Genomic DNA, 16,691 nt, shown 5'->3' with positions numbered 1-16,691 from the left:
GCACGATGAGCCAGAGCGACGGGGAGCTCGACGAGATCGTCAAGATCGCGCGCGCGGCGGCGGCGATCGTGATGGACGTGTACGCGACGCCGTTCGCCGTCGAGATGAAGGGCCCGGGCGATCCGGTGACGCGCGCCGATCGCGAGGCGAACGCGCTCATCTGCGGCGCCCTCGAGGCCGCGTTCCCCGGGGAGGCGATCCTCGCCGAGGAGAGCGTCCCGGCCGGCGACGAGCTCGCCGCGCGCTTCGGCCGGGAGCGGGTGTTCTTCGTCGATCCGCTCGACGGCACGCGCGAGTTCGCCGACCGGAACGGCGAGTTCGCCGTGATGATCGGCCTCGCGGTCCGCGGCAGGGCGGCGCTCGGCGTCGTGGTGATGCCCACGACGGGCGAGGCGCTGGCCGGCCGCGCCGACGACGGCGGGTGCTTCGCCTTCCTCGAGGCGCGGGACGGCAGCCGCCGCCCGCTCCAGGTCTCGGCGGTGGCCTCGCCGGCCGACGCCACGCTCATCGTCTCGCGGTCGCACCGGCCGAAGGAGATCGAGCCGCTCCTCTCGCGGCTCGGCATCGCCAAGGTCGTCCCGTGCGGCTCGGTCGGCGTGAAGATCGCCCGGATCGCGACGGGCGAGGTCGACCTCTACGTGCACGGCGGCGGCGGCGCCAAGCTCTGGGACAGCTGCGCGCCCGAGGCCGTGCTCCGCGGCGCCGGCGGGCGCTTCACCGACCTCGCCGGCGCGCCCATCGACTACACCGGCCCCGGGCTCAAGCTCGCCCGCGGCATCATCGCCTCGAACGGCGCGCTCCAGGACGCCGTCGTCGCCGCGGCGAGGTCCGAGCTCGGCTGAGGCGCGATGCGGGCGCAGGCGGAGATCGTCATCATCGGCGCGGGGATCATGGGCCTCGCGATCGCCTACAACCTCGCGCGGCACCACGGCATCACGGACGTCGTCGTCGTCGACCGGGGCTACCTCTGCGGCGGCGCCAGCGGCCGCAACGGCGGCGGGGTGCGGGCGCAGTTCTCGAGCGAGGGGAACATCCGGCTGATGCAGGAGAGCATCCGCATCTGCCGCGATTTCGCCCGCGAGATGAAGATCAACATCTGGTTCCGGCAGGGCGGCTACCTCTTCCTCGTGCGCAGCGAGGCCGGCCGTCGGACGCTCGAGAAGAGCGTCGCCGTGCAGAACGACTGCGGCCTCGGGACGCGGATGCTCACGGCGAACGAGGCGCGCGCGCTCGTGCCGGAGCTCTCCACCGAGGGCGTCGTCGCGGCGAGCTACAACCCCGACGACGGCGTCGTGTTCCCGTGGCCGTTCGTCTGGGGCTACGCCGAGCGCGCCCAGAAGCTCGGCGTCGACATCGCCACCTTCACGGACGTCCTCGGCTTCCGCACGCAGGGCGCGCGCATCGACGCCGTGGTCACGGATCGCGGCGAGATCCGGACGCACCGGGTGGTCAACGCCGCCGGCGCGTGGAGCCCGGAGATCGCGCGCATGCTCGGCGTGGATCTGCCGAACCGCCCGCACCGCCACGAGATCTGCTCGACCGAGCCGCTCAAGCCCTGGCTCGGCCCGCTCGTCGCCGACCTGTCGAACGGCCTTTATTTCTCCCAGTCGATGCGCGGCGAGATCGTGGGCGGCATCTCCAACGAGGATGTCCCCGAGGGCCTCGACATGGGGTCGAGCCACAAGTTCCTCGCGCTGTACGCGCGGGCGCTCGTCACGGCGTGCCCGGTCCTCGGCAGCGTGAAGGTGCTGCGGCAGTGGGCTGGCTGTTACGACCTCACCCCCGACCAGAACCCCATCGTGGGCGGGGTCGACGAGGTGGAGCACTTTTACCAGGCGTCCGGGTTCATGGGGCACGGCTTCATGATCGCGCCGGTGATGGGCAAGCTCATCGCGCAGCACATCGCCGAGGGCACGGCCCTGCCGCTGTTCGATCGCTGGAACCTGCGCCGCTTCAAGGAGGGCAGGCTCCTCAGCGAGGCGATGATCATCGGGTGATCACGGCCGCGGCCGTGTGCTGCGGTGTCCGTGTATCCGGTCGGTATTCTTCTAGCGATACGCTACCCGGACAGGGGGGCCGGCCGCACGGACAGGGGGCCGGCCGCACGGACAGGCGTGCCGGCCACCCGGACAGGAGTGCCGGCCGCACGGACAGGAGCGCCGGCCGCACGGACAGGGGTGCCGGCCGCACGGACAGGGGTCTAGAGCGGTTTTCAGCTGGGATTGGCACACCGGCTCTCGTCTTCGTCCTCCGTCCTCCCGTCTCCCGTCTCCCGTCTCACGTCTCACGTCTCACGTCTCACGTCTCACGTCTCACGTCTTGCCTCTCTCGTGCGCGTGCGCGTGCGCGCTGATTCTGGGGAATCGCGCACGCGCACGCGCACGAAGGACGCGCACGGAAGACGGAAGACGGAAGACGGAAGACGGAAGACGAGCACGGGAGACGAGCGCGGGAGACGAGCGCGGGAGACGAGCACGGGAGACGAGCACGGAAGACGAGCACGGGAGACGAGCGCGGAAGACGAGCACGGAAGACGAGCGCGGAAGACGAGCACGGAAGACGAGCACGGAAGACGAGCACGGAAGACGAGCACGGAAGGCGGCTGACGTGGTTCGAATTTCTTCTCTTTCGAGCGGTTTCACCCCATTTGCCGCTCTAGTGAACCCTGGCACCTCGTCTATACTCGCCCCCCTCCCCCATGGGTCACCTCATCCTCATCACCGGATCCTCGAGCGGCATCGGCCTCGCGACCGCGGTCGCCTGCGCGGCCGCGGGCCACCGGGTCGTCGCCACGATGCGCCGCCCCGACAAGGCCGGCGCGCTCCTCGCCGCAGCCGCGGCGGCGGGCGCCTCGCTCGAGGTCGAGCAGCTCGACGTCGCCGCGGCGAGCGCCCCCGACCGGGTCCGGGAAATCCTCCAGAAGCACGGCCCCGCCTACGCCCTCGTCAACAACGCCGGCATCGCCGTCGGCGGCGCCTTCGAGGAGCAGGCGGACGATGACGTCCGCGCGCAGTTCGAGACCAACGTCTTCGGGCTCATGACCGTGACGCGCGCCGTCCTCCCGGCCATGCGCGGCGCCGGGCGCGGTCGCATCGTCAACGTCTCGAGCGTCTCCGGGCTCGTCGGCCTCCCCGGCGTGAGCGCCTACGCGGCCACGAAGCACGCCGTCGAGGGCTTCAGCGAGGCGCTGCGCTGGGAGGTCGCCCCGTTCGGCGTCCACGTCTGCCTCGTCGAGCCCGGCACGTTCAAGACCGAAATTTTCTTCGAGAACCAGCGTCGCGGCGCCCACATCTCGCCCGACGGGCCCTACGCCGCCATGACCCGGACGATCGAGCAGCTCGTCCTCCAGGACGCCGCCAAGGCCCCGCCGCCCGCCCCGGTCGCGGCGGCGATCCTCCGCCTCATCGAGGCGCCCTCGCCGCCGTTCCGCACGCTCATCGGCCGGGACGCTCGGGCGCTCGTCGCGCTGCGCCGTGTCATCCCCGACCGGCTGTTCGCCACGGGGATCCGCCGGCTCGTGTCCGTGCCGCGCTCGCGTTGACACGTCCCCGGGCGCCGAATAGTTTCGGCTCCGCCGTTTCCATGGCGGAGCGGCGCCACGTCGTGGCCGAAGGGGGGCCGCGCCCCCTGCCGCGCGCTGTTTTTGTCCACTTTCGTCCCCTCAGGCTAACGAAGGCTAGCCGCTGACCGCCTCTCCTTCTCGCGCCTCGCGACGGCGAGGTCAGGCCGGCAGCATCACCGAGGTCCCGGAGGAAACACCATGTCCCGCTCAGCACGCAGCATCCTGCCGCTCCTTCGCTCGCTCCTCCTGGGGGCCGCCACCGCGTCGTCGATGGCGCTCTCCGCAGGGATCGTCGCCGGGTGCGCCGACGAGAACGACCCCGAGACGCACGTCAAGCGGCTCGACGACCCGGCGACGGTTACCCCCTCGGTCAACCGGCTCGTCCAGTTCTTCGAGGACGCGATGACGCGCGACAACAAGGACCGGAACGGCCCGACCGTGAAGCCGCTCCTCGACAAGATCATCGAGCCGATGACGCAGCGGTGCGTGGCCGGCGACCTCGACGAGCGCACGAACTCGAAGCTCATCAAGTTCATCTCCGACACGCGCGACCCGCGCGGCGACGCCTGCCTCATCAAGGCGCTCAAGGACTACAAGCCCGAGTCGACCGAGGAGGACGTCCGCTGGGCCGTGCGCGGCCTCGGGGCGATGAAGTCGGAGAAGGCCGCCGAGCCGCTGATGGCCGTCTTCACGAAGCTCCAGCACGGCAAGCCGAAGGGCTCCACGATCTCGCGCGACGTGCACGACGCGATGATCGAGATCAACAGCAAGTCGTGGGAAGACGGGCTCATCACGATGCTCGGGCGTCCGATCAACGATCCGAAGGACGTCGCCACGATGCGGAACGAGCTGTTCTGGCAGATCACCGCGGCCGAGCTGCTCGGCTGGCAGCGCAGCGAGAAGGCGGTCGTGCCGCTGCTCAAGGTGGTGCTGTCGCCGATCAAGGCGGACGCCGCCGCGACGGCGATCCTCGCGCTCACGAAGATCGGCAAGCCCGCGATCGAGCCGGCGATCCAGCTGCTCAAGGGCGAGCACAAGGAGCTCGTCGAGTACTCGAAGGTCGAGAACCTGAAGGCCGCCGGCGACAAGCCGAGCGCGGAGCAGAAGAAAGCGGCGGAGACCGCCCACGTGGCGGCCGCCGCGCTCGTCCTGGCGACGATCGGCCGGCAGGAGTCGGTGCAGCCGCTGCTCTCCGCGCTCGAGAAGGCCGAGGACGTGCCGCGCGCCATCATCGCGCGCGAGCTCACCAAGGTGCCCAAGACGCCGGAGACCCTCGCCGCCTTCCAGGCGGCCTACGAGAAGACGCCCGCGAGCCTCGAGATGCCGCCGGCCGGCATCAACGCGCGGGTCATGCTCGCCGAGGCGGCGGGCAACTTCTTCGACGCGAGCCTCGTGCCGTGGATCGTGAAGACGGGGCTCGAGGCGCGCGGCGAGGAGGACGACGTCGCGCAGATCCGCGACGTCTCGCTCCAGACGGCGCTCAAGCTGATGAAGCCCGACCAGGTCGCCGACGTCGACCGGCTCGCGAACACCCGCACGAGCGGCGGCGGCACGGTCGGCAAGTCGATGGAGAAGGAGATCAAGCTCGCGAAGGACCTGCTGAACGGCTGCGGGACCAAGGTCGACTGCTACATCGGCAAGCTCGGGGACCCGGCGTCGCAGGCCAAGGAGACGCAGTTCCAGGGGATCAAGGCCGCCTACATGACGGGCGTCCTCGGCTCCCCCGACGTCCGGCAGCAGATCATCGACGCGCTGCCGAAGGTCTCGAACGCGGCCGTGCGCTTCGTGTCGGTCTCGGTCATCGACGCCCTGTCGCCGAAGGGCGACGCCGAGGTCGCGACCAAGCTGCAGAAGATCGTCGACGAGGGCGAGGCGTCGAAGGATCCGGAGAAGATCTCCGGCAACGCGCCCTTCAAGACGGTCATCTACCGCCTGACCGCCCGCGCCCAGTGAGCGCCGCCTTCCCGCGCGCGACCCCGGGGTCGCGCGCGGGCGCGGGTGAGGAGGTCGACGCGACCTCCTGATTCCAGATTTCCTTTGCCGAGCGCCTTCCGGGTGCGATGTTTCGCCGAAGCGCAGGGCTCCCCGGTTTTTCCTGGCATCTCCTCCGTCTTGACGGTTTACTCCGGGCCTTCCCCGCGGGGCCTTCCTGGCTGAACGAACCATGATCGTGCTCGAGGTAACCCAGGGTCTCGCTGCCGGGCGCGCCTTCGAGCTCCAGGGCGAGCTCATCACGCTCGGGCGCTCTCCGGACAACCGGGTCGTGCTCGACGATCGCCACGTCTCCGGGGCGCACGCGCGCATCGTGAACGGCGCCGACGGGGCGATCCTCGAGGACCTGCGCTCCACGAACGGGACGAGCGTGGTGCGCCGGGGCGAGCGGCTCGAGCTCGGGCCCGGGCGCAGCGCGGTCGCCCTCCAGACGGGCGACGTCATCGAGCTCGGCTCGGGCGACGCGGTCACCCGGATGGTGGTGAAGATCCCGGAGGAGGCCGACGACGCGCGGGTCGTCTCGATCCGGCGCCTCGACGAGATCGAGCCCGCCGAGGCGAAGATCGAGCGCGACCCGAGCGCGCTCTCGGCCATGTACGCGGCGCAGAAGCGCATCGGCGCCGCAAACGATCTCGACGAGGTGCTCGCCGAGATCGCCGACGCGGTGCTCGCCCTCGTGCCGAGCGCGACGCACGTCACGGTGGTGCTGCGCGACGACGACCAGGAGCCGGGCGCGGCGCCGGCGGCGTTCGTCCCGGTGCTGACGCGCGTCCGCTCGCCGTCGGGCCGCGGGGCGCCGCCGGCGGGGCCGGTGCCGATCACGCGCAGCGTGTACCGCAAGGTGATCAAGGAGCGGGCGGCGGTGCTCGCGGCCGACGCGCCGATCGAGGTGGGGCAGACCGAGTCGCTGATGGGCGCCTCGATCCGCAGCACGCTGGCCGTGCCGCTATGGAAGGGCGAGGAGATCATCGGCGTGCTCCAGGCCGACAACCGGAGCGCGCCCGGGATGCTGAACGCGGGCGATCTGGAGACGCTGCTCGTGCTGGCGGCGAACGCGTCGCTCGCGGTGGCGAACGCCCGGCTGATCAAGCGGCTCGTGCTCGCCGAGGAGCGGCTCCAGAAGGAGAACAGCTTCCTCAAGGGGCGCGAGGAGAAGCGCCGGGGCGGGGGCGCGGTCGACATCATCGGCAACAGCGAGGCGATGCGCCGGGTCATCGGCCAGCTCGACAAGGTGGTCGACACGCGCGTCACGGTGCTGATCGAGGGTGAGACGGGCACGGGCAAGGAGCTCATCGCCGCCGCCGTGCACTACCGCTCCCGCCGCCGCGACAAGCTCTTCGTCGCGCAGAACTGCGCGGCGCTGGCCGAGAGCCTCCTGGAGAGCGAGCTCTTCGGCCACAAGAAGGGGTCGTTCACGGGCGCCACCGAGGAGAAGAAGGGCCTGTTCGAGATCGCCGACGGCGGCACGCTCTTCCTCGACGAGATCACCGAGACCCCGCTGTCGCTCCAGTCGAAGCTGCTCCGGGCGCTCCAGGAGGGCGAGATCCGCCCCGTGGGGGCGACGAGCCCGAAGCACGTCAACGTGCGCATCGTCGCGGCGACGAACCGGAACCTCGAGGACGAGGTGGCCAAGGGGCGGTTCCGCGAGGACCTCTACTACCGGCTCAAGGTGTTCCCGATCCGCCTGCCGCCGCTGCGCGAGCGGCGGGACGACATCCCGCTGCTCGCGGCGCACTTCCTGGAGCGCTACGCGGACGAGATCGGCAAGCCGTGCGGCGGGTTCAGCCAGCAGGCGATGGAGCTCATGGTCGCCTACGACTGGCCGGGCAACGTCCGGGAGCTCCAGAACGAGGTGCAGCGGCTCGTCATCCAGCTGGATCCGGGGGCGTTCGCGACGCCGGAGCTGCTGTCACCGCGGATCCGGCAGGTCGAGGGGCTCGTGGCGCGGGCGGGGACGCCCAAGGGGTCGCTCAAGGAGATGATGGACGCGGTCGAGAAGTACTTCCTCCTGGAAGCGCTGCGCGGGCACAACAACAACAAGACCAACGCGGCGAAATCGCTCGGGATCACGCGCGAGGGGCTCCACAAGAAGCTGCGGCAATACGGGATCTGACGGGGGCGGGAGCGGGCGGGGGGAGAGAGCCGGGTCGCGGGGGAGCCATCGGGAGGGGGTGGCGCGCGCGGGGGTGGCGGGGGGCCCTTCCCACGAACTCGCGCCTTGTGGTGGCGATGGCCCGCTGAACGGGTAAGAGAGGACCAGGAGCGACTCGCTTCGATGCGGGCCGGCGCTCGGATTCGTGGGGCCCTTCCCCCGCCACCCCCGCGCGCGCCACCCCCTCCCGATGGCTCTTCCCGAGGCGCGGCGGGTAGAGAGAGGGCGAGACGCCGGTCGTGAGATCGAGCCTCGATATCGGCGTCGGCCGCGCGAAGCGCAAGACATCGGTCCACGATGGTCCGAGGTATGGCCCTTTGCGCCTGCCCGGAGCATCGCCCCTACCCCGGAGCACGCGGGATCTCTCCTCGTTGTACGCCAGCTATCCCTGCGCCACGTCGCGTTCGATGGGGCGCCGGCCTGCACGGACTTTGTAAAGAGCTTGGACATTCCGAGCAAGTTGGTGTTACAACCGAATCTCAGGGGGGCGCGATGAGCGCATCGTCGGCGGCAGGGGTGGACCGGCGATCGACGCGGGTGGGGCGCGGCTACCGGCCTGCGCGCTGCATCCGGCCCGCCCGAGCGAACCGGCGAGAGGGGGGGACGTGAACGAGCTCGGAGACGAGCGTCTGAAGACGCGGACCGGGGAGTTCTCCTTCGACAGGGAGAACGGGATCATCCGCTTCGATGTCGACGAGGGCGCGGTCCAGACGCTCGCCGACGCGAAGGAGAACATCGCCGCGAACAAGCGATTCAGCAGGGGCAAGCCGTACCCGGTCCTGTGCGATCTCACGCGGTGCAAGGCCACCGACCTGGACGCGCGCAACTACTTCGCATCCGAGGAGGCGACGCAGGCGTACCGCGCGATGGCGCTCCTCGGCGGGCGCCCGGTCGCGCGGATGATCGGCAACATCTTCCTCACCGTCTACGGGAACCGCGCCAAGCCCGTTCGGCTCTTCACCGAGGAGAGGGAGGCGATTCAATGGCTGAAAGGCTTCGCTGACTGATGGGCACAGGCCCACTGGACGATCCACGCGTGGCCGAGCTCTGCGAGCTCGTGCTGCGCCTGCTCCCGGCCGAGCGGCGCGGCGCCCTGCCGCCGGCCTTCGGGGCGGATCCGCTCGATCAGGCCCTCTCCGCGCTACGATCGCTCGCGGCCCCGCTCGCGGCGCCGCGCCCGGCCGAGGACGAGCTGAGCCAGCGGCTGGAAGAGCTCATGGAGGTCATCGTCGCGCTCGTCGGGTTCAATTACGCCAGGAAGGCGCCTGTCAGCGACAGGAACGATCTGATCGACGGAATGGCGGCCGGGCTGAACATGCTCGGCGAGGAGCTCGCGGGCTCGACGGTCTCCAAGACGTACGTGACGGGCATCATCGAATCGATGCTCGACCTCCTCGTCGTGGCCGACGGCGACAGCGGGATCCGGAGCGTCAACCAGGCCGCCTGCGACCTCTCGGGGTATACCCGGGATGAGCTCGTCGGCAGGCCGCTCGACGTCGTGTTCCCCGGGCTCTCGGCCGGCGCGCTCATCGACGCGGGCGGCGCGCGCGACGAGAGGGTCTGTCTGCGCAAGGACGGGCGCGCCGTCGCCGTGTCGTTCCTCGCCTCGGTCATGCGGACCGACGGCGGGCAGGTCCACGGGCTCGTCTGCGTGGCGCGGGACCTCACCGAGAGCAAGCGGGCGGACGAGGAGCGCTGGCGGCTCCGCGAGGCGGTCCACCGGCAGACGATCCTCGTCGAGGAGCTCTCGACGCCGATCATCCCCATCACCGGCGGGATCATGGTGGTCCCGCTCGTCGGCTCGCTCGACGAGCAGCGGCTGTCGCGGATGACCGAGTCGCTGCTGCAGGCGCTGTCCGAGCGGGTCGCCAGCGTGGTCATCCTCGACATCACCGGGGTGCGCACCGTGGATCAGCAGGCCGTGCACGGGCTCATCCGCTCGGTCGGCGCGGCGCGGCTCCTCGGGGCGCGGGTGCTGCTCAGCGGCATCCGCCCGGACGTGGCGAGGGCGCTCGTCGAGATCGGGGCCGACCTCGACGGGGTCGCGACGTTCGGGTCGCTGCAAGACGGGATCGTCCACGCGCTGCGGGGGGCCGCGAAGGGCCGGCCTGCCGCGGGCGCGCGCTCCGCGTGACAGAGGGTCAAAGCTCGTGCGGAGGATCCCTCCGCACGGGGAGGTCCCCCGCCGGAGAGCGTGTCAGGGTCGAGAGCAGATACGGAAAGAAGCGCCAGGAACGCCAGGAGATCTCATGTTCCCCCCGGCGTTCCTGGCGTCCTGGCGATTCCAGAGACGGATCGCTCTATTGCTTCGGATTCGCGCGCATCCGCTTCGAGATCTGCTTCCAGCGCCGCTTCTCCTCGAGCTTCGCGCGCACGTCCTGCTGCCGGGCGAGGTAGCGCCGCTCCGCCCCGAGCTTCTGGTACGCGCCGAGGCGCTCCGGATCGAGCTCGCCCTCCTCGATGGCGCGCAGCACCGCGCACCCGGGCTCGCCGTCATGGCTGCAGTCCCGGAAGCGGCAGGCCGCGGCGTGGGCCTCGACGTCGTCGAAGCCCGCGGGGGCCGCGCCGTCGTCGGACCAGAGGCCGAGCTCCCGCACGCCCGGCGTGTCGATGAGGAGGCCGCCGCCGGGCATCACGAAGAGCTCCCGGTGGGCGGTCGTGTGGCGGCCGCGCTCGTCCGACGCCCGGATCGCCCCCTCGCGCTGCACCTCCACGCCGAGCAGGCGGTTGCTGAGGGCCGACTTCCCCACGCCGGACGAGCCGACGAGGGCGATGGTCTCCCCGGCCCCGATCTCGGCGCGGAGCGCGTCGAGGCCGGCGCCAGACAGGGCGCTGACCAGCGCGACCGGCGCGGCGGGCGCGACCTCCCGCGCGGCGTCGATGAACCGCCCCGGATCGGGGCAGACATCCGCCTTGTTGAGGACGAGCACCGGGCGGGCGCCGCTGTCGATGACCGCCTCGATGTACCGCTCCAGGCGGCGCACGTTGAAGTCGGCGTTCAGCGACGTGACGATGAACACCTTGTCGACGTTCGCCGCGAGCACCTGCGCCTCCATCGCGGGGCCCGCGGCCTTGCGCCGCAGGCACGTATTCCGCGCGAACGTGTGCACGATGTACGCGGGCCCGGCGCCGTCGCCGGGCCTGAGCCCCACCCAGTCGCCGACGGTGGGCAGCGCCGCGCGGCCCGCGGCCTCGTGCGCGAGGCGCCCGCTGACGACCGCGAGGCGCGGGCCGTCCGCGGTCTGCACGTGGTGCCGCGAGGCGGAGGCGAGGAGGACGCGCGCCGGCTGCACGGCCTCCTCCAGGGACGCGAGCTGGCTCGCGAAGAAGGGAGTCCATCCGAGCCCGATCAGATCGGGCCGCGGTTCGTTCTGCGATGACGGATCAACGGAAAAATCGGAGTCGATATGCATGACGGACGAGCGCTCCATGGCGTTCGGCCGCGCGGCGCGAGCTGCGGCGCGCGGCGATCGACGGACAAGGGCGCGGCGGCGCGCAAGCGCGCCCGCGCCGGCCATTCCACGCGCGGGGCCGCCGCGGGGCGGAGCTCGTCGACCGTCAGGACGTCACGCCGGAGGGCGCGCCCGGCCAGGGCGGATGCCCTGCGAGGCGCGCGCAGCGCAGGACGAACGCGCGCCGATCAGGGCGCGCGCACGCCTTCACGACAGCGTGGAGACGAGCTCAGCTGGCCGCGGCGGAGACGACGGCGGCGGCGCAATGGGTCTGCTGTGTATTCCCACTCATGACCTGACCTCCGTGTTCGGCTCACGTCACAACGACGCGGCAGCGCCTAGAATCCGCCAGCCCCGCCCCGCCGTCAAGCGCCTCCTGCTCTGCCCGGCCGCATCGCCCCAGGCACTTCACCTCGCCACCGCCGCCACCACCACCGCCGCCACCACCCCGCGCGCGTGCGGCCGTGGTCGGTGTCCGACCACGGCCGACAGCTGGCCGACAATTTTCGGTCGGCCGGTGGTTGGTGCAGCGACGAGGCCGGACCTCTGGGGCCTCTGGGACGTGGAGCGGGCCGTGACCGCGCCGGAGGTTGCGAGGAGGCCCTCGCCGCACTAGGGTCCTCCGCTCCATGCCCACAAACTTCGAGCTCGTCTCCGATTTCAAGCCGTGCGGTGACCAGCCTCGCGCGCTCCAGGAGATCTGCTCCGCTTTCGAGCAGGGCGAGACCTTCCAGGTCCTCCTCGGCGTCACGGGCAGCGGCAAGACGTTCACCGCCGCCAAGGTGATCGAGAAGCTGCAGAAGCCGACCCTCATCATGGCGCCGAACAAGACGCTGGCGGCCCAGCTCTACGGTGAGATGAGGGAGCTCTTCCCCAACAACGCCGTCCACTATTTCGTCAGCTACTACGACTACTACCAGCCCGAGGCCTACGTCCCGACGAGCGACACGTACATCGAGAAGGACGCGATCATCAACGACGCGATCGACCGCATGCGCCACGCGGCGACGCACGCGCTGCTCTCGCGCCCGGACGTGATCATCGTCGCCTCGGTGAGCTGCATCTACGGCATCGGCTCGGCCGAGAGCTACCACGGGCTCCTGATCAAGCTCGAGCGCGGCACCGAGATCCGCCGCGACGAGCTCCTGCGGCGGCTCGTCGACATCCAGTACACGCGCAACGACGTCGACTTCCACCGCGGCACGTTCCGCGTCCGCGGGGACGTCGTCGAGATCTTCCCCGCCTACGAGGAGTCGCTCGCGATCCGGGTCGAGTTCTTCGGCGACGAGATCGAGGCGATCAAGGAGGTCGACCCCGTCCGCGGCAAGGTGGTGGGCCAGCTCGACCGCTACGCGGTCTTCCCCGGCTCCCACTACGTCACCGAGCAGCAGCAGCTCCGGCTCGCGATCCAGGCGATCCGGGAGGAGCTGCGCGAGCGCATCGACTTCTACGACAAGGCCGTGCGCTTCCTCGAGAAGCAGCGGATCGAGCAGCGCACGATGTACGACCTCGAGATGCTGGAGCAGATGGGGTTCTGCAACGGCATCGAGAACTACTCGCGCCACCTCTCGGGCCGGAAGCCCGGCGAGCCCCCGCCCACGCTGATCGACTATTTCCCGAAGGATTTCCTCCTCATCATCGACGAGTCGCACCAGACCGTCCCGCAGGTCGGGGCGATGTTCCGGGGGGACCGGGCGCGGAAGGAGACGCTGGTCGAGTACGGGTTCCGGCTCCCGAGCGCGCTCGACAACCGGCCGCTCAAGTTCGAGGAGTTCGAGCAGCACTACGCCCAGGTCCTCTTCGTGAGCGCGACGCCCGGCGACTACGAGCTGCAGAAGTCGGCCGGCGCGGTCGTCGAGCAGATCATCCGGCCGACCGGGCTCATCGATCCGCAGATCCACATCCGGCCGGTGTCCGGGCAGGTCGACGACCTGCTCGCGCGCATCCGGGATCGGGTGGCCCGCGGCGACCGCGTGCTCGTCACGACGCTGACCAAGCGGATGGCCGAGGATCTGACCGAGTACTACACCGAGCTCGGCATCCGGGTCCGGTACCTCCACTCGGACGTCGACACGCTCCAGCGCGTGGAGATCCTCCGCGATCTCCGGCGCGGCGAGTTCGACGTGCTGGTCGGCATCAACCTCCTGCGCGAGGGGCTCGATCTGCCGGAGGTGTCGCTGGTCGCGATCCTCGACGCCGACAAGGAGGGCTTCCTCCGGAGCCCGCGCTCGCTCATCCAGACGATCGGCCGCGCCGCCCGCAACGTGCACGGCGAGGTCGTGATGTACGCCGATCGCATCACCGACGCGATGAAGCGCGCGATGGACGAGACGACCCGGCGGCGCGCGATCCAGGAGGCGTACAACAAGGAGCACGGCATCACGCCGGCCACGGTGAAGAAGGCGATCCTCGACCTGTCGCCCACGTCGGGCACGCGCGACTACTACGCCGTGCCGAAGGGCCCGGCGAAGCCCGCGGCCGAGGCGGCGCGCGCCGCGGTGGACCTCGTCGACCAGATCGACGCGCTCCGGCAGGAGATGTTCGCGGCGGCGGAGAACCTCGAGTTCGAGAAGGCGGCGCGGCTGCGCGACCAGCTCCGCCAGCTCAAGGCCCAGCAGGGCGACGGGGAGGCCGGCATCGCGCGCGAGGCGGCCGAGGAGAAGCCGGCGCGCTCCGGGCGAACGGCGAGCCGGCGGGGCGCGGCGGCCGGCGCCAAGGCGAACGGCGGGCGCGCGGGCGCGGGGGCGAGCGGCGGCGGGCGCGCGAGCGCGGGCGCGGGGGCGAGCGGCGGCGGGCGCGCGGCGGCGGCGCGGGGACGCGGGCGATACCGGTGACGGCGACGGAGCCCGGCTCCGCGGCGACAGGCGCTCTTCCGGGCTTCCGGACGTCGCGGGGGATCGGCGTCGACCCTGCGTCGCGGCCCTGATAAGGGGCGCGCGATGGCCGCCTCCGATCCCATCCTCGTCACCGTCACCGGCAGGGACCTCCCGGGCATCACCGCCCGGCTCACCGGCGTCCTCAGCGACATCGGCGCCACGCTGCTCGACATCGAGCAGGTGGTGGTGCACGGCAACCTGAACCTCGCGCTGCTCGCGCTCTTCCCGGAGACGCGCAGCGGGCTCAAGGAGCTCCTGTTCGCGGCGAAGGAGCTCGGCGTGGCGCTCGACTTCAAGCCGCTCGACGGCGGCGCGCCGCCGCGCGCCCCGGGGAGCCGCTACGTGGTGACGGCCATCGGGCGGGAGCTCGGCGCGAAGCAGCTGCACGACGTGGCCTCCACGCTCGCGCGCCACGGCGCGAACATCGAGAAGATCGCGCGCCTGTCGGTCGAGCGCCTGTCGTCCGTGGAGATCCAGGTGCTGCTCCAGCGCGAGGAGGAGGCCGACGCGCTCAAGCGGGCCCTCCTGGCGCTCGCCATGCAGAACAGCTTCGACCTCGCCCTGCAGCGCGAGGGCCTCTTCCGCCGGAGCAAGCGGCTCGTCGTGATGGACATGGACTCGACGCTCATCCGCATCGAGGTCATCGACGAGCTCGCGCGCGAAAAGGGCGTGGCGGAGCAGGTCGCGAAGATCACCGAGCGGGCGATGCAGGGGGAGATGGATTACGACGAGTCGCTCCGCCAGCGGCTCTCGCTGCTCCGCGGCCTCGACGTCGGCGTGCTCCGGAAGCTCGCCGCCGAGCTCCCCATCACCGAGGGCGCCGAGACGCTCGTCCGCGTGCTGAGGCGGCTCGGCTACCGGACCGCGGTGATCTCGGGCGGCTTCTCGATCGCGGCGGAGGCGCTCAAGGCCCGGCTCGGAATCGACTACGCCTACTCGAACTCGCTGGAGGTCGAGGGCGGGAAGCTCACCGGCCGGGTGACCGGGCCCATCGTCAACGCGCAGCGCAAGGCGGAGCTGCTCGAGACCATCGCGCAGGCCGAAGGCGTGCTGCTCGATCAGACCATCGCCGTGGGCGACGGCGCCAACGACCTCCTGATGCTCCAGCGCGCCGGGCTCGGCGTCGCGTTCCGCGCGAAGCCCAAGCTGCGGGAGGCCGCGGACACGTCGCTGTCCGCGAGCGGTCTCGACGCCATCCTCTTCCTGCTCGGCATCACCGAGCGCGAGCTCCTGGAAGTGGCGTGAGCGGCGCCTGCCGCGCCAGACGAACCGGCCCGCCAGGCTGAACCGGTTCAGCGAACACGGCGTCCGCCGGGGGCGGAGGCGGCTCCCCCATCCCCCGCGCGGCGGATCTCGGCGCGCCGACCGGGGCGCCGCGCGGGGCAGCGAGGCCCCTCGCCCGCGGCGCCTGCGCTGGGAGGGGGTGTGGGAGCGGCTGCGCAGGCCTCGGGCGGCGCGCGGCCCTGCGCGGCGCGAGGCTCGCCCGCGGGCCGCCGTGCTATCCAAGCGGGGCCATGCGGCGGAGCAGGTCCACACGAGAGGCGCGCTCCACCGGCTGGAGCGGAGGTGAGGCGTGAAGCGTCCGACGATCACGGACATCGCGTGGCGTGCGGGGGTGTCCAAGGGAGCGGTCTCCTATGCGCTGAACGGCAGGCCCGGCGTGTCGGAGCCGACGCGCGAGCGGATCCTCGCCATCGCGGCGGAGCTCGGCTGGCAGCCGAGCAACGCGGCGCGCGCGCTCTCCGACGGCCGGGCCAGCGCCGTCGGCCTGGTCATCGATCGGCCCGCGCACACGCTCGGCATCGAGCCGTTCTTCATGCAGCTCATCTCGGGCATCGAGGCGGAGCTGTCCGAGAAGGCGGAGGCGCTGCTGCTCAAGGTGACCGACGATCGCGCGGCCGAGCTGGAGACGTACCGCCGCTGGTGGGCGGAGCGGCGGGTGGACGGGGTGATCCTGGTCGATCTCTGCGAGGGCGATCCGCGCGTGAAGCTGGTCGAGGAGCTGAAGCTCCCGGCGGTGGTGGTCGGCGGGCCGACGGGCAAAGGGCGGCTCTCCGGCGTGTGGAGCGACGACGCGAGCGCGATGCGCGCGGTGGTCGACTACCTGGCCGCGCTGGGGCACCGGTCGATCGCGCGGGTCGCCGGCCCCGCGGAGTTCATGCACACCGCGCTGCGCACGAAGGCGTTCAGCGCGGCCGCCCGCCAGCGGCGGATCGAGCGCGTGCAGACGGTCCACGCGGACTACACGGGCGAGGCGGGGGGTCAGGCCACGCGGCGGCTGCTCGCGGGGGCCACGCCGCCCACGGCCATCGTCTTCGACAACGACGTGATGGCCGTGGCCGCGCTCGCCGTCGCCCAGGAGATGCGCGTCCCCGTGCCCGAGCGCCTCTCGATCGTGGCCTGGGACGACTCGGCGCTGTGTCAGCTCGTGCACCCCGCCCTGACCGCGGTGCGCCGCAACATCGCCGAGCACGGCTCCCGCGCCGCCGCGCTGCTCCTCCGCCTGGTGGCCGGCGAGCCGATCGACGACGTCGAGTGCAGCGCGCCGACGCTCGCGACGCGGGGCAGCACCGCGCCGCCCCCCCGCGCCTGATCCGGCCCGGCGCCGCCGCCGGTGCGTTCCTCCCTTGCGGAGCGCATACTGAACCGATTAAGTA

The 16,691-nt window shown here is 71.5% G+C and carries 11 protein-coding genes; 10 read left to right on the top strand and 1 reads right to left on the bottom strand.

Annotated elements, in window-relative coordinates; genetic code table 11:
* Positions 1–5: 5 nt before the first annotated feature.
* The 7 genes from WMF26_RS04530 (at position 6) to WMF26_RS04500 (ending at position 9,840) form a co-directional block, all read left to right on the top strand.
* Positions 6–842: a 3'(2'),5'-bisphosphate nucleotidase CysQ family protein gene (locus WMF26_RS04530; protein WP_437999273.1), complete on the top strand. Its 837-nt coding sequence runs from the start codon at positions 6–8 to the stop codon at positions 840–842.
* Between the two features lie 6 nt (positions 843–848).
* Positions 849–1,997, top strand: a complete 1,149-nt coding sequence (locus WMF26_RS04525) for an NAD(P)/FAD-dependent oxidoreductase (protein ID WP_061626458.1) — start codon at positions 849–851, stop codon at positions 1,995–1,997.
* Positions 1,998–2,698: 701 nt separating this feature from the next.
* Positions 2,699–3,541, top strand: coding sequence for an SDR family oxidoreductase (locus tag WMF26_RS04520; RefSeq protein ID WP_061626462.1), 843 nt, complete (start codon positions 2,699–2,701; stop codon positions 3,539–3,541).
* 219 nt (positions 3,542–3,760) lie between these two features.
* On the top strand, positions 3,761–5,515 hold the full coding sequence (locus tag WMF26_RS04515) for a hypothetical protein (protein ID WP_437999272.1): 1,755 nt from the start codon (positions 3,761–3,763) through the stop codon (positions 5,513–5,515).
* Between the two features lie 211 nt (positions 5,516–5,726).
* A complete protein-coding gene (locus WMF26_RS04510) occupies positions 5,727–7,667 on the top strand; it encodes a sigma 54-interacting transcriptional regulator (RefSeq protein WP_437999271.1) in 1,941 nt (646 codons plus the stop codon).
* 644 nt (positions 7,668–8,311) lie between these two features.
* Entirely contained in the window at positions 8,312–8,713 is a 402-nt protein-coding gene (locus WMF26_RS04505; RefSeq protein ID WP_437725444.1) for a DUF7793 family protein, read from the top strand.
* A gap of 29 nt (positions 8,714–8,742) precedes the next feature.
* A complete protein-coding gene (locus tag WMF26_RS04500; RefSeq protein ID WP_437999270.1) occupies positions 8,743–9,840 on the top strand; it encodes a PAS domain S-box protein in 1,098 nt (365 codons plus the stop codon).
* A 166-nt stretch (positions 9,841–10,006) separates the two neighbouring features.
* Here WMF26_RS04500 and rsgA read toward each other — a convergent pair whose 3' ends face one another.
* Complete coding sequence (gene rsgA / locus WMF26_RS04495) at positions 10,007–11,119, bottom strand: ribosome small subunit-dependent GTPase A (protein WP_437999269.1); 1,113 nt, start codon at positions 11,117–11,119, stop codon at positions 10,007–10,009.
* Positions 11,120–11,787: 668 nt separating this feature from the next.
* On the opposite strand from rsgA, the gene uvrB reads away from it, so the two are divergent.
* From uvrB to WMF26_RS04480, 3 genes are all read left to right on the top strand, one after another.
* Entirely contained in the window at positions 11,788–13,992 is a 2,205-nt protein-coding gene (gene uvrB, locus WMF26_RS04490) for an excinuclease ABC subunit UvrB (protein WP_437999268.1), read from the top strand.
* Positions 13,993–14,097: 105 nt separating this feature from the next.
* The gene (gene serB, locus WMF26_RS04485; RefSeq protein ID WP_437944900.1) at positions 14,098–15,279 is read left to right on the top strand and encodes a phosphoserine phosphatase SerB; all 1,182 of its coding nucleotides are present in this window, start codon (positions 14,098–14,100) and stop codon (positions 15,277–15,279) included.
* Positions 15,280–15,607: 328 nt separating this feature from the next.
* Complete coding sequence (locus WMF26_RS04480; RefSeq protein ID WP_020732885.1) at positions 15,608–16,627, top strand: LacI family DNA-binding transcriptional regulator; 1,020 nt, start codon at positions 15,608–15,610, stop codon at positions 16,625–16,627.
* Positions 16,628–16,691 lie beyond the last annotated feature (64 nt).

The sequence above is a fragment of the Sorangium sp. So ce185 genome (assembly GCF_051526825.1).
GTDB lineage: Bacteria > Myxococcota_A > Polyangia > Polyangiales > Polyangiaceae > Sorangium > Sorangium cellulosum_D.
This window is presented reverse-complemented; position numbering and strand designations above follow the sequence as displayed.